The 22,486-nt window shown below is 32.6% G+C and carries 21 protein-coding genes; 5 read left to right on the top strand and 16 right to left on the bottom strand.

Going from position 1 to position 22,486, the window contains the following annotated elements:
* Positions 1 to 174: 174 nt before the first annotated feature.
* The 3 genes from rbsK to mgsA form a co-directional block, all read right to left on the bottom strand.
* Complete coding sequence (gene rbsK / locus K337_RS0102355) at positions 175 to 1,083, bottom strand: ribokinase (protein ID WP_028855161.1); 909 nt, start codon at positions 1,081 to 1,083, stop codon at positions 175 to 177.
* A gap of 109 nt (positions 1,084 to 1,192) precedes the next feature.
* A complete protein-coding gene (locus K337_RS17490) occupies positions 1,193 to 2,191 on the bottom strand; it encodes a LacI family DNA-binding transcriptional regulator (RefSeq protein ID WP_051251568.1) in 999 nt (332 codons plus the stop codon).
* Between the two features lie 135 nt (positions 2,192 to 2,326).
* Positions 2,327 to 2,698 (bottom strand): methylglyoxal synthase, encoded by a 372-nt coding sequence (gene mgsA, locus K337_RS0102345; protein ID WP_028855160.1) that lies wholly within the window; start codon positions 2,696 to 2,698, stop codon positions 2,327 to 2,329.
* Between the two features lie 103 nt (positions 2,699 to 2,801).
* Between mgsA and K337_RS0102340 the strand changes: the two genes are divergently transcribed.
* Positions 2,802 to 3,134 (top strand): arsenate reductase family protein, encoded by a 333-nt coding sequence (locus K337_RS0102340; protein ID WP_037029079.1) that lies wholly within the window; start codon positions 2,802 to 2,804, stop codon positions 3,132 to 3,134.
* Between the two features lie 42 nt (positions 3,135 to 3,176).
* Here K337_RS0102340 and rplS read toward each other — a convergent pair whose 3' ends face one another.
* The 5 genes from rplS to K337_RS0102315 form a co-directional block, all read right to left on the bottom strand.
* Positions 3,177 to 3,527 (bottom strand): 50S ribosomal protein L19, encoded by a 351-nt coding sequence (gene rplS / locus K337_RS0102335; RefSeq protein WP_028855158.1) that lies wholly within the window; start codon positions 3,525 to 3,527, stop codon positions 3,177 to 3,179.
* Between the two features lie 108 nt (positions 3,528 to 3,635).
* Positions 3,636 to 4,511 (bottom strand): YjjW family glycine radical enzyme activase, encoded by an 876-nt coding sequence (locus K337_RS0102330; RefSeq protein ID WP_028855157.1) that lies wholly within the window; start codon positions 4,509 to 4,511, stop codon positions 3,636 to 3,638.
* A 297-nt stretch (positions 4,512 to 4,808) separates the two neighbouring features.
* Positions 4,809 to 6,305 (bottom strand): YjjI family glycine radical enzyme, encoded by a 1,497-nt coding sequence (locus tag K337_RS0102325; RefSeq protein ID WP_037029076.1) that lies wholly within the window; start codon positions 6,303 to 6,305, stop codon positions 4,809 to 4,811.
* Between the two features lie 52 nt (positions 6,306 to 6,357).
* The gene (locus tag K337_RS0102320) at positions 6,358 to 8,082 is read right to left on the bottom strand and encodes an ABC transporter ATP-binding protein (RefSeq protein WP_028855155.1); all 1,725 of its coding nucleotides are present in this window, start codon (positions 8,080 to 8,082) and stop codon (positions 6,358 to 6,360) included.
* Between the two features lie 49 nt (positions 8,083 to 8,131).
* Positions 8,132 to 9,160 carry a homoserine dehydrogenase gene (locus tag K337_RS0102315; protein ID WP_028855154.1) on the bottom strand — a complete coding sequence of 343 codons (1,029 nt, stop codon included), beginning with the start codon at positions 9,158 to 9,160 and terminating at the stop codon, positions 8,132 to 8,134.
* 528 nt (positions 9,161 to 9,688) lie between these two features.
* Here K337_RS0102315 and K337_RS0102310 point away from each other — a divergent pair.
* From K337_RS0102310 to K337_RS0102300, 3 genes are all read left to right on the top strand, one after another.
* Positions 9,689 to 10,702, top strand: a complete 1,014-nt coding sequence (locus tag K337_RS0102310; RefSeq protein ID WP_028855153.1) for a methionine ABC transporter ATP-binding protein — start codon at positions 9,689 to 9,691, stop codon at positions 10,700 to 10,702.
* Entirely contained in the window at positions 10,695 to 11,351 is a 657-nt protein-coding gene (locus K337_RS0102305; RefSeq protein WP_037029074.1) for a methionine ABC transporter permease, read from the top strand. The genes K337_RS0102310 and K337_RS0102305 overlap by 8 nt, the downstream gene beginning before the upstream one ends.
* Positions 11,352 to 11,552: 201 nt before the next feature.
* The gene (locus tag K337_RS0102300) at positions 11,553 to 12,344 is read left to right on the top strand and encodes a MetQ/NlpA family ABC transporter substrate-binding protein (protein ID WP_028855151.1); all 792 of its coding nucleotides are present in this window, start codon (positions 11,553 to 11,555) and stop codon (positions 12,342 to 12,344) included.
* A gap of 113 nt (positions 12,345 to 12,457) precedes the next feature.
* On the opposite strand, the gene pykF is transcribed toward K337_RS0102300, so the two are convergent.
* The 4 genes from pykF to accD form a co-directional block, all read right to left on the bottom strand.
* Positions 12,458 to 13,888, bottom strand: coding sequence for a pyruvate kinase PykF (gene pykF / locus K337_RS0102295; RefSeq protein WP_028855150.1), 1,431 nt, complete (start codon positions 13,886 to 13,888; stop codon positions 12,458 to 12,460).
* Positions 13,889 to 13,945: 57 nt separating this feature from the next.
* Positions 13,946 to 14,914 carry a 6-phosphofructokinase gene (gene pfkA, locus K337_RS0102290; RefSeq protein WP_028855149.1) on the bottom strand — a complete coding sequence of 323 codons (969 nt, stop codon included), beginning with the start codon at positions 14,912 to 14,914 and terminating at the stop codon, positions 13,946 to 13,948.
* Between the two features lie 76 nt (positions 14,915 to 14,990).
* On the bottom strand, positions 14,991 to 15,938 hold the full coding sequence (locus K337_RS0102285; RefSeq protein WP_028855148.1) for an acetyl-CoA carboxylase carboxyltransferase subunit alpha: 948 nt from the start codon (positions 15,936 to 15,938) through the stop codon (positions 14,991 to 14,993).
* A 16-nt stretch (positions 15,939 to 15,954) separates the two neighbouring features.
* Positions 15,955 to 16,836 (bottom strand): acetyl-CoA carboxylase, carboxyltransferase subunit beta, encoded by an 882-nt coding sequence (gene accD / locus K337_RS0102280; RefSeq protein WP_028855147.1) that lies wholly within the window; start codon positions 16,834 to 16,836, stop codon positions 15,955 to 15,957.
* 368 nt (positions 16,837 to 17,204) lie between these two features.
* Between accD and K337_RS0102275 the strand changes: the two genes are divergently transcribed.
* Positions 17,205 to 17,915: a hypothetical protein gene (locus K337_RS0102275; RefSeq protein WP_028855146.1), complete on the top strand. Its 711-nt coding sequence runs from the start codon at positions 17,205 to 17,207 to the stop codon at positions 17,913 to 17,915.
* Between the two features lie 29 nt (positions 17,916 to 17,944).
* Here the strand turns inward: K337_RS0102275 and K337_RS0102270 are convergent, their stop codons facing one another.
* From K337_RS0102270 to K337_RS0102255, 4 genes are read right to left on the bottom strand one after another with little or no spacing between them, the layout of a single operon-like run.
* Positions 17,945 to 19,567: a GGDEF domain-containing protein gene (locus K337_RS0102270; RefSeq protein ID WP_028855145.1), complete on the bottom strand. Its 1,623-nt coding sequence runs from the start codon at positions 19,565 to 19,567 to the stop codon at positions 17,945 to 17,947.
* Between the two features lie 29 nt (positions 19,568 to 19,596).
* Positions 19,597 to 20,709, bottom strand: coding sequence for a rod shape-determining protein RodA (rodA, locus tag K337_RS0102265; protein WP_028855144.1), 1,113 nt, complete (start codon positions 20,707 to 20,709; stop codon positions 19,597 to 19,599).
* A 25-nt stretch (positions 20,710 to 20,734) separates the two neighbouring features.
* Positions 20,735 to 21,175 (bottom strand): dUTP diphosphatase, encoded by a 441-nt coding sequence (gene dut / locus K337_RS0102260; protein ID WP_028855143.1) that lies wholly within the window; start codon positions 21,173 to 21,175, stop codon positions 20,735 to 20,737.
* A 17-nt stretch (positions 21,176 to 21,192) separates the two neighbouring features.
* The gene (locus K337_RS0102255) at positions 21,193 to 22,416 is read right to left on the bottom strand and encodes a M16 family metallopeptidase (RefSeq protein ID WP_028855142.1); all 1,224 of its coding nucleotides are present in this window, start codon (positions 22,414 to 22,416) and stop codon (positions 21,193 to 21,195) included.
* Positions 22,417 to 22,486 lie beyond the last annotated feature (70 nt).

The following is a 22,486-nucleotide window of genomic DNA, read 5'->3' as shown; positions in this document are numbered from 1 at the left end:
AATCCCCCTACTTCTTTTTGACACAGAGAGCCACTGAGTTGGAAAAGAAAGATTCACTGAGCTTTTTTCCTATATGACTTTTCCTCTCCGTATAGATCTGTGATTATCTTTATTTTAATTCGTGTATGCGTAGCATCAGCGTTCTATTCTTTATGATTCATAGTTAACTTTTCTTTAAAATTTATAATTTACAACTTCATCCCATGTAGGCAGAGAGCTCTGAGCCCCTTCTTTGGTTACTGTTATTGCTCCTACTCGAGCCCCAAATTCCATAGCTTCCTCTATTTTTTTTCCTTCCGCCAGCATTCTGATAACTCCGCCAATAAACGAATCTCCTGCTGCTGTTGGATCTACTGCTTTTACTTTGTGGATCCCTACTTTCACCACTTTATCCTCTCCTACAAAGATTGAACCATTTTTTCCCATGGTAACTATGAGGTTTTTTACTCCCATATCCATAAGTTTTTTAGAAGCCACTAATACCTCTTCCTCAGAACCTGTAGGCATCCCGCTGAGTAATTCTAATTCAGTTTCATTGGGTACCAGATAGTCTACATTCTTTATTATATCTACCGACAGGTTCTCAGCCGGAGCCGGATTAAGTATCGTAATTTTATTATATTCCTTTGATTTTTTCAGGATATATTCCACTACATCTATAGGAATTTCCAGCTGGAGGAGAACTATATCTGCATCTTTTATCAATTCTATATTTTTATCTATATCATCTATAGTTATCTCAAAATTAGCTCCTGGGACCACTATTATTGTGTTGTCTGCATTTTCATCTACAACTATTGTAGCTATCCCTGTATTTTTTTCGACCTTTTTTACACAATCTATATTTACATCATTCTTTTTTAATTCCTCTATTAATATATCTCCATAGGAATCTTTTCCTACACAGCCAAACATAGTTACATCTCCACCTAATTTAGATATGGCAACTGCCTGATTTCCTCCCTTTCCTCCTGGAATCTGAAAGAAGCTTTTTCCTATAATTGTTTCTCCTAATTTAGGATGTCTATCACTCATGGTAACTAAATCCATATTAAGACTTCCAATTACTAATATTTTCTTCATTTTTCCTCCCTGTAACCGCTTACATACTATATTAAAAATTTTATTTTTTTATTATCTAGAAAATTATACCTTCTAGGAGGTTCACCAAAACAAATTCTAAAACTTTAGTTTATGCCTCTCTGGATGCAGCGTCACGTTGCTTTTTTATTTTCCCTGGAATTTTTACGATCTTCCTGGACCTGTCTCCATTTAATTTATCTTTCAAAATGTCTACTGCCTTTTCTCCCACAGACTTTACATCAAATTCTAAATAATCTATCTTTACTCCAAAAATTTCAGCCATTTCCACCTCATCAAAACTAAATATTAAGATATTTTCTGAGATTTTAATATTATTTTCTATAAGCCCCTTTATAACTCCCAAGGTCATCATATTGTTGGCTACAAATAGTGCTTTAGGGAGCTTTTTTTCTCTAATTATTTGAGTTATTATCTTATATCCCGATTCTATTCTATAATCTCCATAGTAAATTTTTTCCTCTAAGTTTTCCTCTCCCATGGCTAAACTATAACCTTCTAATCTTTTAGTGGCTGTAGTAGTTCTTATGGGGCCAGAGATCATAGCTATATCATCTACCTTGGTCAGCAGATATTTAGTTGCTTTATAAGCACCATTTCTATTTTCTAAATATACCTTAGAAAAGTTATCTCCTTCGATCTCCCTGTCTATAAGTACATAGGGAATTTTAAATTCATCTAACCTGTTAAAATGTTTATAACTTGAAAACCTGTCTTTTGCTACAGGAACTATTATAACTCCTTTTACCCTTTGTTCTATCAAAGTCTCTATAACTCTTTTTTCTTTTTTTAGACTACCATAGCTGTTTAAAAGGATTATATTTAAATTTTCTTCCTCTATTTTTTCATAGATCCCCTTTATTATCTTTCCGAAAAAAGGATTATCTAAATCTGGTATTACTACCCCTATCGTATTGGTCTCTTTTTTAGCTAAGTTTTGAGCAGTTATATTGGGTCTATAATTTTTAGCCTTTATTACTTCTAAGACCATTTTTCTTGTCTCTTCCCTCACTGAAGAAGAGTTATTTATCACTCTCGACACTGTGGCGGTGGAGACTCCTGCTAGTTCTGCTATATCTTTTATCTTCATCCTGCTCTCCTCACTCATGTTGTAACCGCTTACATAATTTATACACCATTATAACATGTTTGTCAAATGGTTTTATAGTTTTATTTTGGAACACCTGAAAAATAAGTTGTTAAATAAATATTTTTAATCTCAATTTTACAGTTCTTTCATCCCTTTTATTAATAGATCTGCTGTAGCCGTATTTGTAGCTACTGGTATCTTATGAACATCACATAATCTTATGAGAGCCTGTACATCTGGTTCATGGGGCTGAGATGTAAGGGGGTCTCTAAAGAAAAATATTGCCTCTACCTCATCGGTTGCAATAAGTGCTCCTACCTGCTGGTCTCCTCCAATTGGTCCCGATTGAAACCTGATAACCTCTAAATCTGTAGCTTGTATAATTCTTCCTCCAGTAGTACCTGTACTGACCAAACTATGTTTAGAAAAAAACTCCCTGTGTTCCTTCACAAAATCAACCAATTCATCTTTTTTTCTGTCATGAGCTATAAGTGCTATTTTTTTCATCTTATCCCTCCTAAAAAAATTTCATCTTTCTTAAGATAGAGTTTAACATTTTTTTATCTTTATAGTAAAATATAATAATTATATTAATACGAGGAGTCAGCCTATGATACAAATATTTGGAGTTAAAAACTGTAATGATACAAAAAAAGCCATAAGATTTTTTAAGGATAGAAAAATTAATGTTCAATTTATCAACCTCAAGGAAAAAGAGATCTCAAAAGGAGAGCTGAGGAGTATAACAAAAACTTTTGATATTGAGGAGTTGTTGGACAGAGAGGGAAAGGAGTTTAAAAAACGTAATTTAGAATACTATGTATTTGATACTTTAGAATTATTGATGGAATCCCCTACTCTATTCAAAACACCAATTCTAAGAGAAAAAGATAAAATAACCCTGGGATATCAGCCTGAAATATGGAAGGAATGGATAAAGTAATAAAAAAAGCATCGAGTTTCCTCGATGCTTTCAAAGTTATAATTACTTTCTAAGTTCAGTGATTCTAGCTTTCTTACCAGATAATCCTCTAAGGTAGAATAATCTTGCTCTTCTAACTTTTCCGATTCTCTTAACTTCAATACTGTCGATCATTGGTGAGTTAACAGGTAATATTCTCTCTACTCCAAATCCAGCAGTTACTTTTCTGATTGTGAAAGTCTTAGCAACTCCTCCACCATTTACTCTGATTACTACACCTTCGAAATGTTGGATTCTTTCTTTTTCCCCTTCTTTAACTTTTAAAGAAACGTTTAAAGTATCTCCAGCTTTAAATTCAGGTAAATCAGTTCTGATGTAATCTTTTTCTACTAACGCGATTAATTTTTCTTTCATTTGTATTGCCTCCTAAGTTCTAAGACATTCTTAATAACGCATATAGGTTACAGAGGAATATCCGATTTTTAACTTAATCATTTTACCATATCTGTTATTATCTGTCAATCAGATTATAATTACTTTTTGTACCCCATTTTCTTTTGCAACTTTAGATAACTTCTCCATTATTTCATCTGCAGGGCTTGTTAAGTCTAGGAGTTTCCCTTCTAGATTTTCTTTTTTCACACCTATCTGCCTATATTTTATAAGTTTATAGATAATCCTTTCATCTAATTGATTTTTAGAGTTTATACTACCTATCAGTTTAGATACTTCAGTAACAGTTTCTAGGTTATCTAAAAATTCAGGTACAACTACCGTCCTTACCTCATACAGCTTCCCTAATTCCCCTAAAAATTCTATATTTTTTTTCACACTAAGGTTATCTACGCCTGTGAGATCTTTATGTTTTTTTTCACTCCATACCTTCATATCTACCATAAAATTATCTGTTACCTTGATAAACTCACTGTAGATATCTTCCCTCAGATCTAGGGAACCATTAGTATCTACAAAGGTCGTCAGTCCTAATTTTTTCACTTCTTTAAATAACTCAGTTATAAATTCATAGTTTAAGGTAGCTTCTCCACCACTTACAGTTATTCCACGAATAAAACCGCTGACTTTTTTTATCTCTTTCAAAAGTTCTTCAACGCTGTAATCCATAGTTTTAGGAGATGAGTCTATCAGACAAATATTTGTACATCTATCACATTCTACACATAGTTTTTTATCCCAGCAAACCTTTGAATCTACTATACTAAGCGCTCCTACAGGACAACTACCTACACAAGTTCCACATGAATTACACATATTTATAGTCTCAGGGTTGTGACAATACAAACAGTTATAGTTACACCCCTGAAAAAATATACTCATCCGATTTCCTGGACCATCCACGTTGGAAAATTTTATTATCTTATTTATTTTTGCCCTTCTCATAAACTCACTCTTCCCTTACTAAATTCTAAATCTAAATCTTTTTTGCCATCAAAGTTATACGAGTATTAAATTTCTTTATCATTTCATAAAGAAATTCAAATGTATCACTAATTACCTCTAATTATATTTTATTTTATTTTATTTTATTTTTTCGACACAGAATTTTTATTTTTTCTCTGTGTGGCTTTATTTCTCCTCTGTGTATCTCTGTGACTAAGTTTTTTTCCTAATATGATTTTATTCCTCTCCTACAATTAGGAGAGGATGTCCAGTAGGACAGGTGAGGTCTAAAAATCATTATTTTTTTCGTAATTTTCTATCTAATACCCTTCCATTATCTCTGGCACCTTTTCCCAGAATAGTTGTATCTCTCAAGACTACTTTTCCCTGGTCTAATTTTTCCATCTCAGATTTTTTTACCAAATATCCTGTAACTCTGACTACGTCACAATCACTACCATACATAGAAAAAAATCTAAGCCCCATATTAAATCCACCATTTATTATATCTAAGATCGCCTGAGGATTCTTTTTATAGGTTTCGTCAAATGAATATATATCTCCTATTCCACTGGCAAAATATTTATGAAATGGAGAAGCCTGTACTATATGTTCAAATATTTCTGGTTCCTCACCAATTGGTATTCTACACCCTGGGCTCTCTCCTGCATCGGTTTCAATCCCTACTTGGGAGTGTAAAAGATGTTTTTTCTCTTCACTCTCAAAATATTTACACTTGTGATCTTTTATTATTTTCGTAAGAGTTTTTACTATATTTTCACCTAATTCATTGGCTAGATCATCACTTCCGAACCTTCCATTCTTTCCTTCTAGTTCCATCAGATGATTTACACACTCAGCTAATCCAACCATTCCAAAGAGTCCTGTAAATTTCTCTTTTTTTATAAATCCTTCTGCAACTAAGAAATTCACCTGAAAAAATACCGATTCCTCCAATATAAATCTAATTCTTTCATCTATGTACCCAAGCATCTCATGGGCTACTTTCGGTAAAACATTTTCCATAAAATCAGATTTATTAGTAGCTTTTTTAGCTAATCTTCCCAACCTTACCCTAACTAAGGTATGAGCTCCTCCGCTTACTTCTAAACCATTATAGCAGCTCACTATCCCATATTCATTTCCACCAAAATCTTCCCTGTACATACTGTCTTTGGCAAAACTAGGTTTTGCTGTAACCAAAGCTGTATTTATAGATTCAATAGCTAACTTATTTGTAGTTTCTTCACTATATTTTAATGTCAGATTAGGAGTAGGTAATTCTAATTCTCTCATAGCTTTTAATATCAACATTCCAGCCTTTGTTTCACGGGGTCCTATGTTAGCATGGCAAAATGAGTCTGTTATAGTTGTATCTATATGCTTTAAAAATAATTTTATAGCTCTATAACACTCATCCTCATTTTCATCTGTCACGAATTTTTCCAAAAGGTAGTCTATATTTCCTATATATACAGGCATAGTCGTTATGGATGGTACATGTTTATAAAACATCAATAAATTATTTGTCGCTTCCCAAATATCTGTAGGAGGTGTAATATTTAAAAATTCACATCCACCCTTAATAAATTTATCGTAATCAGGCAAGATATATCTCGGTCTATATGGTGCATTTCCCTCAAATAAATCACATATAATTCCCGCTTCCCTATATTCTTTTACATAATCTGTCATCTCTAATACATCTATGCTATTTTCTGCAGCACGGGCTAACCCCAATACCCTTTGCTCAAAAGTAATATTTGTGTCTTTAATTATATCCAATATACTCATAATTTCTCTCCTTTTTTCATTTTCTTCGTGATCAAAGTTCTATCTAATTATATCATACAAATCCATGAAACTCAGAGTTATACAGTTTTTCATATTTTCCCTTTTTCTCTATGAGTTCTTCATGGGTTCCCTCTTCCTGGATTCCGTCTTTATCCAAATAAATTATATTATCTGAATTTTTTATAGTTGTCAGTCTGTGGGCTATCGTAAGAGTTGTTCTACCCTCTGATAATTTAGCCAATGAATCTTGGATATATTTTTCAGTTTGGTTGTCTAGAGCACTGGTAGCTTCATCTAATATTAAAATTTTTGGATTTTTCAAAAATATTCTGGCAATAGATATCCTTTGTTTTTGTCCCCCTGATAATTTAACTCCCCGTTCTCCTACTAAAGTATTCATACCATTAGGTAGTTCATTTATAAATTCCAGTGCATTAGCCATTGACGCTGCTCTCTCTATCTCATCTTCACTAGCATCAATCTTTCCTAAACCTATATTATCTCCTATAGTTCCATGGAATAAATATACATCCTGCTGAACAATACCTATATTTTTTCTCAACGAATTCTGAGTTATCATCTTAACATCGACACCATCTATAATGATTTCCCCACGGCTTACATCATAAAATCTCGGCAACAAACTGCATATTGTAGATTTTCCGGCTCCACTAGGACCAACTAAAGCTACCTTTTCTCCAGCTTTTATATCTAAATTAAAGTCTTTCAAGATTACTTCTCCGTCATTATATGAAAAATCTACAGATTTAAACTCTAAATTTCCTGAAATGTCTTCTAAATTTTTAGCTCCTTCACTATCTTTTATATCGGGATCGATATCCATAACCTCACAAAATCTTTCATAACCCACAGTTCCTTGTTGGTACATCTCTAAAAATGAAATAATTCTCTTTATTGGGTCTAAAAACCTGTTTACAAAGAGTAAAAAAGCAATCAATATACCTATTGTCAATTGCCCTTTCATCACCATAGTTCCACCTAGGACCAAGATTATAATTTGGATTCCACCAGAAAATAACCCAGTTGCACTAGTCAATATACTTATTGGCTCAAACGCCTTCATCAAACTGTCTGCTACTTTTTTATTATATCCGTCAAAGTTTTTCGAACTTGTTTTTTCATTTCCAAATGCTTTTACAACTCTAACCCCTGCTATACTATCTTCTAAATGGGAATTAACTTCTGCCGACACTACCCTATAATCTTTAAAAGCTCTCTTCATCTTTTTGTTTTCTTTAATCACAAAATAGATATAAAAAGGTAGGATTGCAAACACTACTAAAGTCAAAGTAACATTTAGATTTATCATCAAGATAAATGAACCTATGAAGGTAACTATTATTATAAATAGATCTTCAGGACCGTGGTGAGCAAGCTCAGACAATATCTCAAGATCTCCCATAACTCTGGACATTATCGTTCCTGTTTTAGCATTATCATAGTAAGACAGGGATAATTTCTGCAAGTGACGAAATAGTTTATTTCTCATATCGTATCTTATATTTACCCCCATCTTGTGCCCGTAATAGGTCACTATATAGGCCAAAATAGCTCTTATTCCCTGTAGGATTACCAAAATTACGATCAAAATTATAAAAAATTTATAATTTTTATTTGGCAGCTCTACGTCTATTATCCTCTGGGTAAACACCGGGAACGCCAAATCTATCATTGCCATAAAAAATGCACTTGTAAAATCCAAGATAAACAATTTTTTATGGGGTTTAAAATGTTCAAAAATATCTGTTAATTTCATCTTTCCTCCTAATTATAATAAAACATTCTCTTATTTTTAAAGGTTAATTTCAATTAGAAAATTTATACCCTCTCACGATATTAATTATATCTCTATAAATTGAAGCCGCTGCAGGAAGTGTTCCTGAGGCACCTCCTATAACTGTTAAATCCCCTAATGTATCAGAAGTATATTTAACAGCTTTATTTTTTCCTTCTACACCATATAGAGGATGATCACTCTTTATTCTTTCGGGTTTGACAGTCATTATATATTTTCCATCTGTAATTTGAGTTTTCCCTATTAGTTTATATTTTTCCCTGTTTTCCATTGCAGTTTCAATATCTTTAATATTTAAATTAGTTATTCCCTCTACTGCAATATCTTCCATTTTTTTCTCCTGACCCATAAGAACATTGGTTAAAATAAGTAGTTTTGAAGCAGTATCCCATCCATCTACATCTAAACTTGGATCAGTTTCTGCTATCCCCAATTTTTGAGCTTTTTCCAGTGCTGTTGAATATTCGACTTTAGATTCTGCCATCTCTCTTAATATAAAATTAGTACTTCCATTTAAAACCCCTTCAATTGATAATATTTTAGCTCCTGCCATATCTATAAGCCCAGCATTTATTGACGGTAATGCTCCTCCTGTAGTACACCCTATACCTAGTTGTACACTATTTTGGGATGCTAAAGTATTTAATTCGTTATAAGCTAATAATATCGGCCCTTTATTCCCCGTAACCACATGAATTCCTTTTTTTAATACTCTCCTCATATAAGTTATTGCAGGTTCTCCCGTATCTTTATTTGTAGGAGTTAATTCAACAAGGATATCTATATCCAGTTTTCCCATGAGGAATTCAAAATCAATATCTTCTCTTCCACCATGTGGATATTCATATATTTTATTGTTTAATTCTAAAAAATTTAAAACCTCTAAACAATTAATTCCTTTATCATTATAAATCCCACCCTTGGAACCTAATATATAATTTATTGTTAATTCTTTTTTTATGGAATATTTATTGTTTTCTCCCATTAATTTTAAAAATGATTTCCCAACTCCTCCGCATCCTATAAGTGCTATCCTCATGTCTCACCTCAAAAATTTGTCATATCACATAATACATAGTATATAACAAGTACACTCCTATGTTAACCTTATTTTGTATAATTTTAAGTTCTAAAATCTGCGATACTAAAAACAAATACTTTATCCTCTTTTCATATGAAAAAAATAACACTAAAGTATTTTTTTTTAGTTTTTTCTTTACATCTCCAAAAAACCATGTTATTATCTAAAAAAAATTATTAAGCGAGGAAGATTGTTATGAGAAATTTTGAATTCAGACAATTAAATATGATGATGATGCTTTGGAAGGGTTTGTAACTTAAATTATTTAATTTAAGGGCAGACTCATTTTGTAATTAATTACATGAGTCTGCCAAACATCTTTCAAGCAATTACGAAAGCCTGTGGTAGACGCCACAGGCTTTTTTTATTAGCTAGGAAATTACAGATTATTATATAACCTAAATTTTATAAAATCTTTAATTGACGCTTATTATGGATGCAACGTCACGTTGCTTTTTATTAAAAATTTTAAAAGGAGATAAGATTATGATTCAGATTAAAAACATCAAAAAAACTTACACTAGCAATAGTATCAGTGTCGACGCACTAAAAAATATCAATTTACACATAAAAAAAGGGGACTTCTACGGGATTATCGGCCTCAGTGGGGCTGGAAAATCAACTCTTATAAGACTCCTAAATAGATTAGAAGAACCAACCAGCGGAGAGATCATAGTAGATAAAAAAGATATCCTAGGTTTTAATAATTCTGAGTTGCAGGAATACAGGAAAAAAACAGGGATGATCTTCCAACACTTCAACCTGATGAATTCAAGGAGTGTAGGAGGTAACATAGCTTTTGCTTTAGAAGTTGCTAATTATCCCAAGGAAAAGATAAAACCCAGGATTATAGAACTCCTAAAATTAGTAGAATTAGAAGATAAGATTGATAGCTATCCAGCCCAGTTATCCGGGGGACAAAAACAAAGAGTCGCTATCGCTAGAGCTTTAGCTAATCATCCAAAAGTCCTTCTTTCAGATGAAGCTACCAGTGCACTAGATCCAAAAACTACCAAGAACATCCTAAATTTATTAAAGGATATACAGAAAAAATTAAATTTAACTATCATTTTAATAACCCATCAAATGGAAGTTATCAGAGATTCATGCAATAAAGTAGCTGTTTTAGGTGGAGGAAATGTCGTAGAAGAAGGGGAGGTTACAAAGATATTTTCCAATCCTCAGACTATCATTACCCAGGAATTTATAAAACATCTGATTCCAGAGGAGGAGACCGAGGTTGAATTCATTCAGAAGAAAGGCAGAAAGATAATAAAAATCTCCTATATAGGTGCGACTATCGATAAACCAATTATCTCTCAATTAATTAGAAAGTTTGATATAGATATCAGTATCCTGGCTGGGAGTATCAATAAATTAGTAACTAAAAGTGTCGGTTACCTCATATTGGAACTCAGCGGTGAGATGGAAAAGCAATTAAAAAGTATCGAATGGCTAAAACAAAATAAATTAGGAATTGAGGTGTTATACAATGGATAAAATTATAAGTTTACTCCTACCAGCATTTAATGAAACTATATACATGGTGTTCTTTTCAGTGATATTTTCCCTGATCATAGGGATCCCCACAGGAATATTATTATATGTCACAAAACCTGGTAATATACTGTCAATGAACAAATTGAATAAAGTTTTAGATCTTATTATAAACATAGGAAGATCCTTTCCATTTATTATATTGATGATCTTGGTTTTACCTATATCACGATTTATCATCGGAACGACTATAGGGTCTACAGCCAGTATTGTACCTCTTTCTATCTCAGCAGCACCATTTGTTGCCAGGATTATCGAGGGAGCAGTTAGTGAAGTGGATAGAGGGATTATAGAAGCTTCTATCTCATTGGGAGCATCTAAATTTGAAATTATCACCAAAGTGTTGATACCAGAGGCACTTCCAAGCCTTATTCACGGTATCACCCTGACTATAATTAATTTAATCGGATACTCTGCCATGGCAGGAGCCATCGGAGGAGGTGGTTTAGGAGATGTAGCAATCAGATATGGATACCAGAGGTTCCAGGTAGATATAATGATCATATCGGTTATCAGTATAATAATACTGGTTCAAATAGTTCAATTTACAGGAAATAGTATTGTCAGTAAGATCACGGCCAGAAGAAAGTAAAAGTATTTTTGACATAGCCACCAATGAACACTAATATTCACGAAAGAAAGTTAATACGAAGAAATGAAAATACAAAGAGACACAAAAATTAAATATTTTAATTCGAATTAATTGGTGTAAATTAGTGGCAAAAAGAAAAATATTTTAAACTTATTTTTTTAAGTTATTAGCTTCGCCATAGGCGACAGGGAGGAATTTATTATGAAAAAAATTATATTATTATTAACACTTATTGCTGTATTTATTGGGTGTGGGAAGAAAGAAGTTACAGAAAACAACGTTCTTAGAGTAGGAGCATCACCATCTCCCCATGCTGAAATTTTAACCCTGATAAAAGATGATCTGGCCAAGGAAGGAATCCAGCTTGAAATTATTGAGTTTACCGATTATGTTACCCCTAATCAAGCTCTAAATGATGGAGAGATAGATGCTAACTTTTTTCAGCATCTGCCATATTTAGATTCATTCTCAAAGGATAGAGGATTAGATCTAAGTTCTGTTGGAGGAGTGTTTGTATCTCCCCTAAGCCTTTTTTCAGATAAGATAAAAGATATCAGTGATCTGCAAGATGGTGCTACTATTGCTATTCCTAATGATCCTTCTAATGGTGGAAGAGCGCTAATCATATTAGAAAAAACCGGTCTTATCAAATTAGATCCTAATGCCGGATTAAGAGCTACAGTACTGGATATCACAGAAAACCCTAAAAAATTAAACTTTAAAGAGCTTGATGCAGCTCAACTCCCTAGATCTTTACAGGATGTAGATTGTGCATTTATCAACGGTAATTACGCTTTAGATGCTGGTATCGATCCTGTAAATGACGCTATATTGAGAGAAGGAAAAGACTCACCTTATGCAAATATTGTAGCGGTTAAAACAGAAAATAAAGAGAATGAAAAAGTAGGAGCATTAATGAAGGCTCTTCACAGTGATAAAGTAAAAAACTTCATCATCGATAAATATAAAGGAATTATAGCACCGACATTTTAACCTCAAAATATATCAATAATTTATTAAAGAAGGTGTAATCCTTCTTTTTTATTGCTTAAAATAAAAAAGAAGCTGAAATTTCAGCTCCTTTCCATATATTTATATAATTTTTATTATTTAATAGTTATTACTTTTAAAGTATTTGTAGTTCCCGGCTTATATAACTCTTCTCCACAAGATAATACTACTACATCTCCTGCTACTGCCTCTACATATCTCTTTGATATGATTTGTGCAAATCCTGCAAATGCTTCGATAGTTTTTACATCATCGTCGATTGCTGAATCTGTATTCATCACTGGGTAAACCCCCTTAGTAAGCATAAGTTGGTTAGCTGTAGTTTCATTATTTGTAAGTGCTACAATATATGCTGATGGGAAGTATTTTCTTAAGTTTCTAGCTGCTCTACCAGTTTCAGTTGCTACGAAAATTAATTTAGCCTTTAACGTCTCTGCTACCTCTACAGTTCCTTTAGAAACCGCTTCAGTTATACTCATATCTCCTCTGAAATCATGGTGAACATATCCCATTACTGAATCTGTCTTTCTACAGATTTGTGCCATTGTAGACACAGCTTCTACTGGATATTTACCCTTAGCTGTTTCTCCAGAAAGCATTACTGCATCTGTACCATCTAAGATTGCATTGGCTACGTCTCCTGCTTCTGCTCTAGTTGGTCTTGGATTTTGGATCATTGAATCTAACATTTGCGTAGCTGTAATTACCATCTTTCCAGCTTCGTTACATTTGTCGATCATCATTTTTTGTGCGAATGGAACCTCTTCTACAGGTATCTCTACCCCTAAATCTCCTCTAGCTACCATGATTGCGTTAGATAATTCTAAGATCTCATCAAAGTTATCAACACCCTCTTGGTTTTCTATTTTAGATATAATTTGGATCTTAGTTCCTCCATTATCATCTAAAACTTTTCTTACTGCTCTTACATCATCAGCTTTTCTGATAAATGAAGCTGCTACAAAGTCTACTCCTTGTTCGCAACCAAATTTAAGGTCATTGATGTCTTTTTCTGATAATGCTGGTAAGTTTACAGATACACCTGGTAAGTTTACACCTTTATTTTCTCCTAAAGCTCCAGTATTATTTACAGTACAGATTACCTTGTTTCCAGTAACTTCTTTAACTGTAAGTCCTACTAAACCGTCATCTAATAAGATTGTGTTTCCAGCTTTTAAGTCTTCTGTTAATCCTTTATATGTAACTGCTACTATATCCTTGTTTCCAACGATAGTTTCATCAGTTGTAATTGTAAATTCTTGACCTGCTTCTAAGATTACGTCATCTCCACCTTCTAATTTGATAGTTCTGATCTCAGGTCCTTTTGTATCTAAAAGGATAGCTGCTTTAATTCCAGTTTCCTTTATTACTTCTCTCATTGTATCTATTCTGCCACCATGTTCAACATAGTTTCCATGGGAAAAATTTAATCTCATTACATTCATTCCAGCTTTTAATAAGCTAGTTAACATTTCCTTTGATTCTGATTTTGGACCAATGGTACATACGATTTTCGTTTTTTTCATTCTTCTCCTCCTGAATTTGTAAAAATTATTATAAATGAGCTTCTGCTCAGCATTATATTATTTAGTTAAGATATGAGCTAATTCAATATCTTTTCTTTTTTGAGTGTCATCTACGATTCCATTCCATGCATAATCAATGAATTTTGTAGTTATCTTATTACTCTCAGAACAAATCATCATTCCACTTTCTCCTGCCATAAGTTCTTTTATAGCTTTAGCACCCATTTTTGTTGCTAATACTCTATCGAATGCAGATGGTGATCCCCCTCTTTGAATATGTCCCAAGACAGTTATTCTAAGCTCTGTCTCTACAATTTTCTTTAATTCTTTTCCGATTTCATAGGCTGAACCCACTCCTTCAGAAACTAAGATAATGTCATGTAATTTACCCATAGCTCTTCTCTCTTTTATAACATCAGCTATATCTTGCACTGTATCGTTGGCTTCTGGTATGAAGAATCCATCTCCTCCTGCAGCTAATGATGCATATAGTGCTAAATCTCCTGCATCTCTTCCCATTACTTCTACTAAGTAAGTTCTTTCGTGAGAAGTAGCAGTATCTCTCAACCTAACCATAGCTTCTATGATTATATTTAAAGTTGTATCATATCCAATAGTAAAATCTGTTCCGATGATATCATTGTCTATTGTCCCTGGAATTCCAATAACCTTAATTCCGTGTTCCTTGTATAAAAGATCCGCTCCATGAAACGACCCGTCTCCACCGATAACTACAAGACCCTCTATTTCGTGAGCCTTTAAATTATCCGCAGCAATTTTCCTTACTTCTGGATCTTTAAATTCAGGCAATCTAGCACTTAAAAGCACCGTTCCTCCCCTGTCTATAATTCCACTTACATCAGAACTAGTCATTTTAAAGATATCATTATCTAACATCCCCTTATAACCTCTTCTTATTCCAAACACTTCTATTTCATGGTGAAATGCAAGCTTTGCTGCTGATCTAATGGCAGCATTCATTCCTGGTGCATCTCCTCCACTTGTTAATATGGCTATTCTTTTCATAATCCAAACACCCCTTCAAATATAACTTCTACGGTTATTTCCTAATAATTTTATAATTATTCAAGAGGTTTTTTATCTATACCCCTTGATTTACTTCACCCATTTTTCTAAATTTTTCATATCTATTATCTTTTAATTCCACAATAGAAAGATCTTTTATTTCTGCATAAGCTTCTAATACTTTTATTTTTATGTTTTTAGCCATGGCCTCATGATCTCTATGAGCTCCCCCTAAAGGTTCCTCTATAATATCATCTACTACCCCTAATTTTATTAATTGGTTAGCTGATATTTTAAGATTATTTGCCGCCTGTGATGCTTTAGATGCATCTTTATATAAAATTGCTGCACATCCTTCCGGTGATATTACAGAATATACACTATTTTCAAGCATAAATACTCTATCTGCAACTCCTAGAGCTAATGCTCCTCCAGACCCACCTTCTCCAATAACAATTGCTATAATTTGAGTTGATAAACCGGCCATTTCCATAAGGTTTCTAGCTATCGCTTCTCCCTGCCCGTGTTTTTCTGCATCTATTCCTGGATATGCTCCAGCTGTATCTATCAGTGTTAAAACTGGTAGTTTAAATCTTTCTGCTAACTTCATAAGACGAAGAGCTTTTCTATATCCCTCTGGATTTGCCATCCCAAAGTTTCTATATATATTAGACTCCATATCTCTTCCTTTTTGATGTCCAATTATTACAAATCTCTTTCCATCTATCTTTCCAATTCCTCCTACAATAGCCGGATCGTCTTTAAACAATCTGTCTCCATGGAGTTCTTCGAAATCTTCTACAATATGACCTATATAATCTAAAGTATATGGTCTCTTTGGATGTCTAGCTACCGATACTTTCTCCCATGAACTCAGATTTTTATAAGTTTCCGATAGTATCATTTCTTTTTCTGCCTCTAATTTCTCTATCTCAGCAGATAGGTCTATCTCTTTTTCTTTAGAAAATTCTTTTAATTCATCTATTTTTATCTCTATATCTTTTAATTTTTTTTCAAATTCCATATTATTAACCCCCAAATTATAGTCCAAATAAATTATCTAATACCCTGTGTACAGTTTTCTTTAAGTCTTCTCTCTTAGCAATGATATCAACCATTCCACATTCTTGTACGAATTCACTTAATTGAAATCCTTCAGGTAATTTTTGTTTTATTGTCTGTTCTATAACTCTAGCTCCTGCAAATCCTATAAGAGCTTTTGGTTCACTAATAATTACATCTCCTAACATTGCAAATGATGCAGTTACTCCTCCAGTAGTTGGATCTACCGGGATAGATATAAATGGAATTCCATTTTCACGAAGTCTGTCTAAGGCAGCTGAGGTTTTTGCCATTTGCATAAGTGATAAGATCCCCTCGTGCATTCTAGCTCCTCCAGAAGTAGCTACTACTATTACAGGTATCTTTCTTTCAATACCTCTTTCAATTGCACGGGTTATTTTTTCCCCTACAACTGTTCCCATACTTCCACCTAAGAAAGAAAAGTCCATGGCAGCTATACTAACTTCCATCCCAAACATCTTTCCTACACCAGAGATAACTCCTTCTTTTAACTTAGTCTTTATTTTTGTATTTTCTATTTTTTCTGCATAATCAGGAAATTTAAGGGGATCTTTTGTAAATAAATCTACGTCGAATTCCTCAAAAGTATCCTTATCAATCAGTAATTCTATCCTTTGTTTTCCACTCATCTTAAAGTAGTTGTCACAATTTGGACATCTCATCTCATTTTTTTTGATGTCTTTTTTGTAAATTATTTCATTACACCCTGGGCACTTAACCCATAATCCTGACCCTGTTATATTTGGCTCCACCTTTTTAGGTTCAACCTTTTTATCTTCCTTTTTTTTCTCAATTTTCAATGTAGCGTATTTTTTTTTATTAATAGAGAAAATACCCATTAACTTCACTCCTCCTAGTTAGTAAAACTAAACATAAGACTTTTACGCCTAATATAAATTTTACTAGATTTTATATATTATTGCAATCTTCCCATTGCGTCATTATTGTTATTTTACCATATAATCTTGTTTAATTTTTACTCAAAACAAAAAAAGTATCTTTTTTGCAGAATAAGTCATTTTTTTTAGCTTTTTTCTTTCACCCCACAAGAAAAAATATAGATATATAATATAATTACAACTGTTATTATACACTATTTTTCACTTTTTTTGTATCTCTATCTTTTCCCCTTTATATCATTAGAGAGATTGACATTTAAAGATTAGAATTATATACTTTATTGATAATAAATTTTTAGGAGGCTTTTATGAAAAATAAATTAAAGATGATTTTTCTCTCTGGATTAATCCTATCTTTAGGAGCGTGTACAAATATTCAAGATACATTTACGAGCACTCCTACATATACCGAGGTAGAAAGATCTAATTTTAATGTTCAGGAAGAAACACAATTATTCGCCATGGGCAGTTATAAGATTAATGAAAGCGGGACTGCCGTAGCTAAGATGAAAGCAAAAGAACAGGCAGAAACATATTTAAAGAAACAAATTTTTAACGAAACTACAAATGTATTAAATTCATTTTTTAATGAGGTTCATACTAAAAACATCGTAATCTCTAAAAATACCATTGAAGATCTAGCCAATCTTGTTTCATCAAAATTGATAAAAGAGGCTGTTACGGCAAACTCTTGGAATAACGAAGGGAAGGAATTTATTGTTTTAGCTATAGATAAAAACAGAGTTCCTGAAAAAGTAAAGGAGATCTTTGTTATCCACCTTCAGGCTATTATCGATGACTTAGACGGAGCTATCAATAAAGTCTCTAACGAATACTTAGACATCGCTAAACCTCCTGTTACTGTAGTCGAAGAGACACCTAAAGTTGAAAAAACTGAAGTTGAAGTTAAACCTGTAGATGAAGTGGCAAAAACAGAAGATATAGAACCTAAAGATTCTATGGGAAATTCAAATTCAGAAAAAAATTCTGAACCAGAAGTATTTTTAGATGATTTTTAAATAATATTATAATAATAAAAAATGGAAGTTTAAACTTCCATTTTTTTATTATATCTTTCTATCCTGTTTCTTCCGTTTACCTTGGCTTTATATAAAGCCAGGTCAGCTTCTACTATCATATCCTCTGATTCTTTCATCTGATTTGCAGATCTTGCGACTCCTAAACTTATAGTCACCTTAATCTCTTTTTCATCGATCTTTAAAATTAGATTAAATATATCACTACGGATTTTTTCCAATATTTTATCCACTTCAGAATCTTTCTTCTCTAAAAAGATCAAGAAAAATTCATCTCCTCCATATCGTCCAAAGAGATCATCAAAACTTATATTTTCTATAACTATCTTGGTTATTTTTTTTAACACAATATCCCCAATCAGATGACCATAGGTATCATTTATAGTTTTAAACCTATCCACATCAAATATGGCACATGTCATTTTTTTCTCTGATTTATAGAGTTTAAACTCCTTCTCAAATAATTTCATTATGTATCTTCTATTATATATTCCCGTCAGACCATCTCTAGAAGAAAGATGAAAGAGTTCGTCATTTTTTATCTTTAACTCTAAGTTTTTCTTCTCTATTATATTTATTTTTTCCAGCTCTGAACATTTTCTATCTGCAGAAACCAGAGAAACCAAAGTTAGTATAGTCAGTATTATTATGCCGCTAAATATAAATGTCAGTATTTTTTCATCTTTAATGGCTTCTATATGTTCCTTTGAAACATAAGAAACCAATATCCAGTAATAATCTTTTTTAGACTCCAACATTGTATCGATACTTTCCAGTGGTCTTATTTTTGTATATGTAAACAGTTGAGAACCGTTCATATATTGACCACTTTCATTCTTCTCTATCTCACTCCAAATATCTGGAAATTCATTTTTAAAATTAATATCTTTTTTATCTCCATACATAAACCCCCATTCTTTTCCTTTCTCTCCCAATAAATAATAAGATTCTTTATTCAACAAGAATGGGATTGAGTATGGTTTTTTTATGTATATAGCTGATATTTTATCCAAAAGTTTTTCCCCTAAATAATTTAATACCACCACACCTTTAACCTCTTTAGAACTATTGAATACAGGTGTTGCAAACCTAATCATAGGTTTTAAAGGTATCTCTATCTCTTTATTCTCTTTATTTAGATCCAAGGGAGAAACATAGATTTGATTTAATTTTAAATCTATGGAATTTTTAAAATAATATCTATCTTTTTTGTTTTGAAGTCCTGATTTTTTTATAATAAGAGGTGTATTAGGATCGATCCTATTACTATTAATCCTAACTAGCTCAAATCCTTTTTCATCAATATATCTTATCTGGTCATACATTCTTTTATTCTTAGAATATACATATAACTCTTTCGACCATCTTCTCAGAGAATTACTTTCTCTGTTGATATAGTTATTTAAATAAGTAGTTTGAGACAGATATAAAAGATCTGTTTTTACCTCCAACATATCTTCCATTATTACTTCCTTGGAGATTTCTAAATTGACATTTTCTTCTATCTTAATCTTACTGACCGTTGTATTTAGTTGTACTTTTCCCATTACAGAAAAAGCTATTAATCCGATCAGACTAAAGGGGATGAAAGTTTTCAAGAAAAATTTGAGTTTACCTACCTTCCTATCTTCCATTCCTTCGCCTCCCTAGATTAATATTAATATTAATATTTATCACTATGAACTTTTACACTCTGAACTATCCCCAACATCATAAAGGTAAAGATATATGAACTACCACCATAACTCATGAGAAGAAGCGGCAATCCTGTTACCGGCATAATTCCTATTATCATCCCCAAGTTTACTGTGGTGTGAAAAAATATTATGGCAGCTACCCCATAACAAATCAATCTTCCGTATTCATCGTTGGAGTTATTTCCTATTCGAACTATGTTATAGATAAGGGAATAATATAAAACTAATAATATCAACCCTCCTACAAATCCTGTTTCTTCTAAAAAGACAGCACCTATAAAGTCTGTATGGGATTCTGGTAAAAATTTCAGTTTACTCTGAGTTCCCTGGAATAAACCCTTCCCAAACAATCCCCCTGAACCCACTGCTATCATGGACTGCGTTACATTCCATCCACTTCCTAAAAGGTCCTTTTCTGGATTTAAAAATGTTAAAATCCTTGTCTGCTGATATTCTTTCAAAAGAAAAAAATATGCAAATGGGACAAAAGCTACCAAACTTCCAAGCATTATAGTTATTGTTTTGCTATCTATCCCATGAACAAATATTAATACTCCGAATACTGCAATCAATGTGAGGGAAGTCCCCAGATCTGGTTGTTTTAATATAAGTATGAACACAGGTAGAATATGAATTCCAGACTTGACCACATCTTTTAGACCTGAAAAACTACTTTTATAATTGTTTACCAAGAGGGCTGAAAAAGTTAATACCATAAATATCTTGGCAAATTCTGAAGGCTGCAAATTCATAAACCCTAAGTCTATCCACCTTTTAGCTCCTAATTTAGTTACTCCAAATGCAAAAACAGCCAGCAGAGATATCAGACTTGCTCCATAGATCAGCCTGGAATAGCGTCTATATAACTTGAAATCTATCATAGAAAATACAAAATACACCACTATCCCCAAAAGAAGCCAAATCAAATCTTTCTTTAAAAAAGAAGTAGTTTTAGTGTAAGTTGCACTGTATATTGAAAATGCACTGATTACAGCTATTAATACTGCATTCAATAAAATTCTATAACTCATTTTTTTTACTTTTTTGATCAAAACTCTTACATCTCTATTATTTTTCATTTTTTCCACCTATCTGTCATCATTACTATTTCCCAGTATGGCCAAAACCACCTGTAGATCTTTTACTTTCTTCTACACTATCCGTTTCAACGAATTCCATCTTATAAACCTTTTGAAGGACAAGCTGCCCAATTCTTTCCATTGGATTTATAGTATATTCCTCTGAACTCAGATTAATCAAAATTATTCCGACTTCTCCCCTATAATCTGAATCTATAGTCCCTGGAGAATTTACTAGGGTAATCCCGTGCTTCATTGCTAATCCACTTCTAGGCCTTACCTGAACCTCATAGCCAAATGGTATCTCCATAACTATTCCTGTAGGAATCAGTCGTCTTTCTAAACTTTTTAAAGTTACAGGTTTTTCAATATGAGCGCATACATCCATTCCAGCTGCACCATCTGTCATATACTTTGGAAGAGCTACCCCATCCGCTTTTATTATCTTGACTTCTACTTTTTTCATATTAAAATTCTCCTTTTTTATTCTATATCTCCTAAGATAGTGTATGAATAATATTCCTCTGAAAAAACTTTATTTGCCACTTTTTTTATATCTTCACAAGTTATTTTCTCTATTTCTTCTATAGTTTCTTCGATTGTTTTGATCCTTCCATAAGTCAGATATGAACTAGCTAATCTACTCATTCTAGCCCTGCTGTTTTCCAGACCAAAAGTCAATGAACTTAAAAATTGATTCTTTGATCTTTCCAGTTCTTTTTCCGTTACACTATTTTTCTTTATCTCTTCAAACTCTTCTAAAACTATCTGAATCACTTCATTATAATCTTTAGGTGTTGTCCCGGCGTAGATAGTAAATAATCCGCCTTCTTTAAAGTTTGACATATAGCTATAGATTGAATAAGCCAGCCCACGATCTTCTCTGATTTTTTGAAATAGTCTAGAACTCATATTCCCAGCTAATATATTAGAGATTATAGAGTATTTATATCTATCCTCATCTAAGTAAGAGATTCCTTTTGTGTTTATACACAGGTGAACCTGACTCATCTCTTTCTTAGAGATCTGTTTTCCAGGGTTTATCTTCATAGAAAATTCTTCAGAAGTTTGAACTTCTTTTTTTTCCATAGTTCCCATAGTATCTTCTAGCATCTCCATGACTTTATCTATATCCATATTTCCAGCTAAAGATATAACCATATTTTCTGGTGTATATCTCCTATTGAAATAATTAACTAAGATATCTCTGCTAATCCCATTTACGCTTTCAATACTTCCTAAAACTATATTAGACTGATCTCCAGAAATAGCAAATGTGGAATTCATATCATGTACTTTTTCCTCTGGGATATCCTCGTACATATTTATCTCTTCAATTACAACCTTTTTTTCCTTTTCTAAATTTTCATCTGAAAAAGTAGAGTTTAAAAACATATCTGACAAGATATCCACTCCTACTTCCAATCTAGAAGATAATAGTTGTATATAATAAGCTGTAGTTTCCTTTCCAGTATACGCATTTATATTCCCGCCTACATTGTCTATCTCTTCAGATAGTTCTTTAGCCGATCTTTTTTTAGTCCCTTTAAACATCATGTGTTCCAAAAGGTGAGATACACCGTATTCATCGACCTTTTCATGTTTAGATCCTGTTCCTACAAAAATTCCTATAGTTACCGATTGTATTCCATCTATCTTATCAAAAAAAACAGGCATTCCATTTTTTAATTTTTTTTCTATTATCATAATCTTCTCTCCTCTTTTACTCTTTTCTTTCCTCTTTATGGCAATTTTTTTAATTTAAGAGTACGGATAA

Origin of the sequence: Psychrilyobacter atlanticus DSM 19335 (genome assembly GCF_000426625.1) — a bacterium.
GTDB classification, from domain to species: domain Bacteria; phylum Fusobacteriota; class Fusobacteriia; order Fusobacteriales; family Fusobacteriaceae; genus Psychrilyobacter; species Psychrilyobacter atlanticus.
This window is presented reverse-complemented; position numbering and strand designations above follow the sequence as displayed.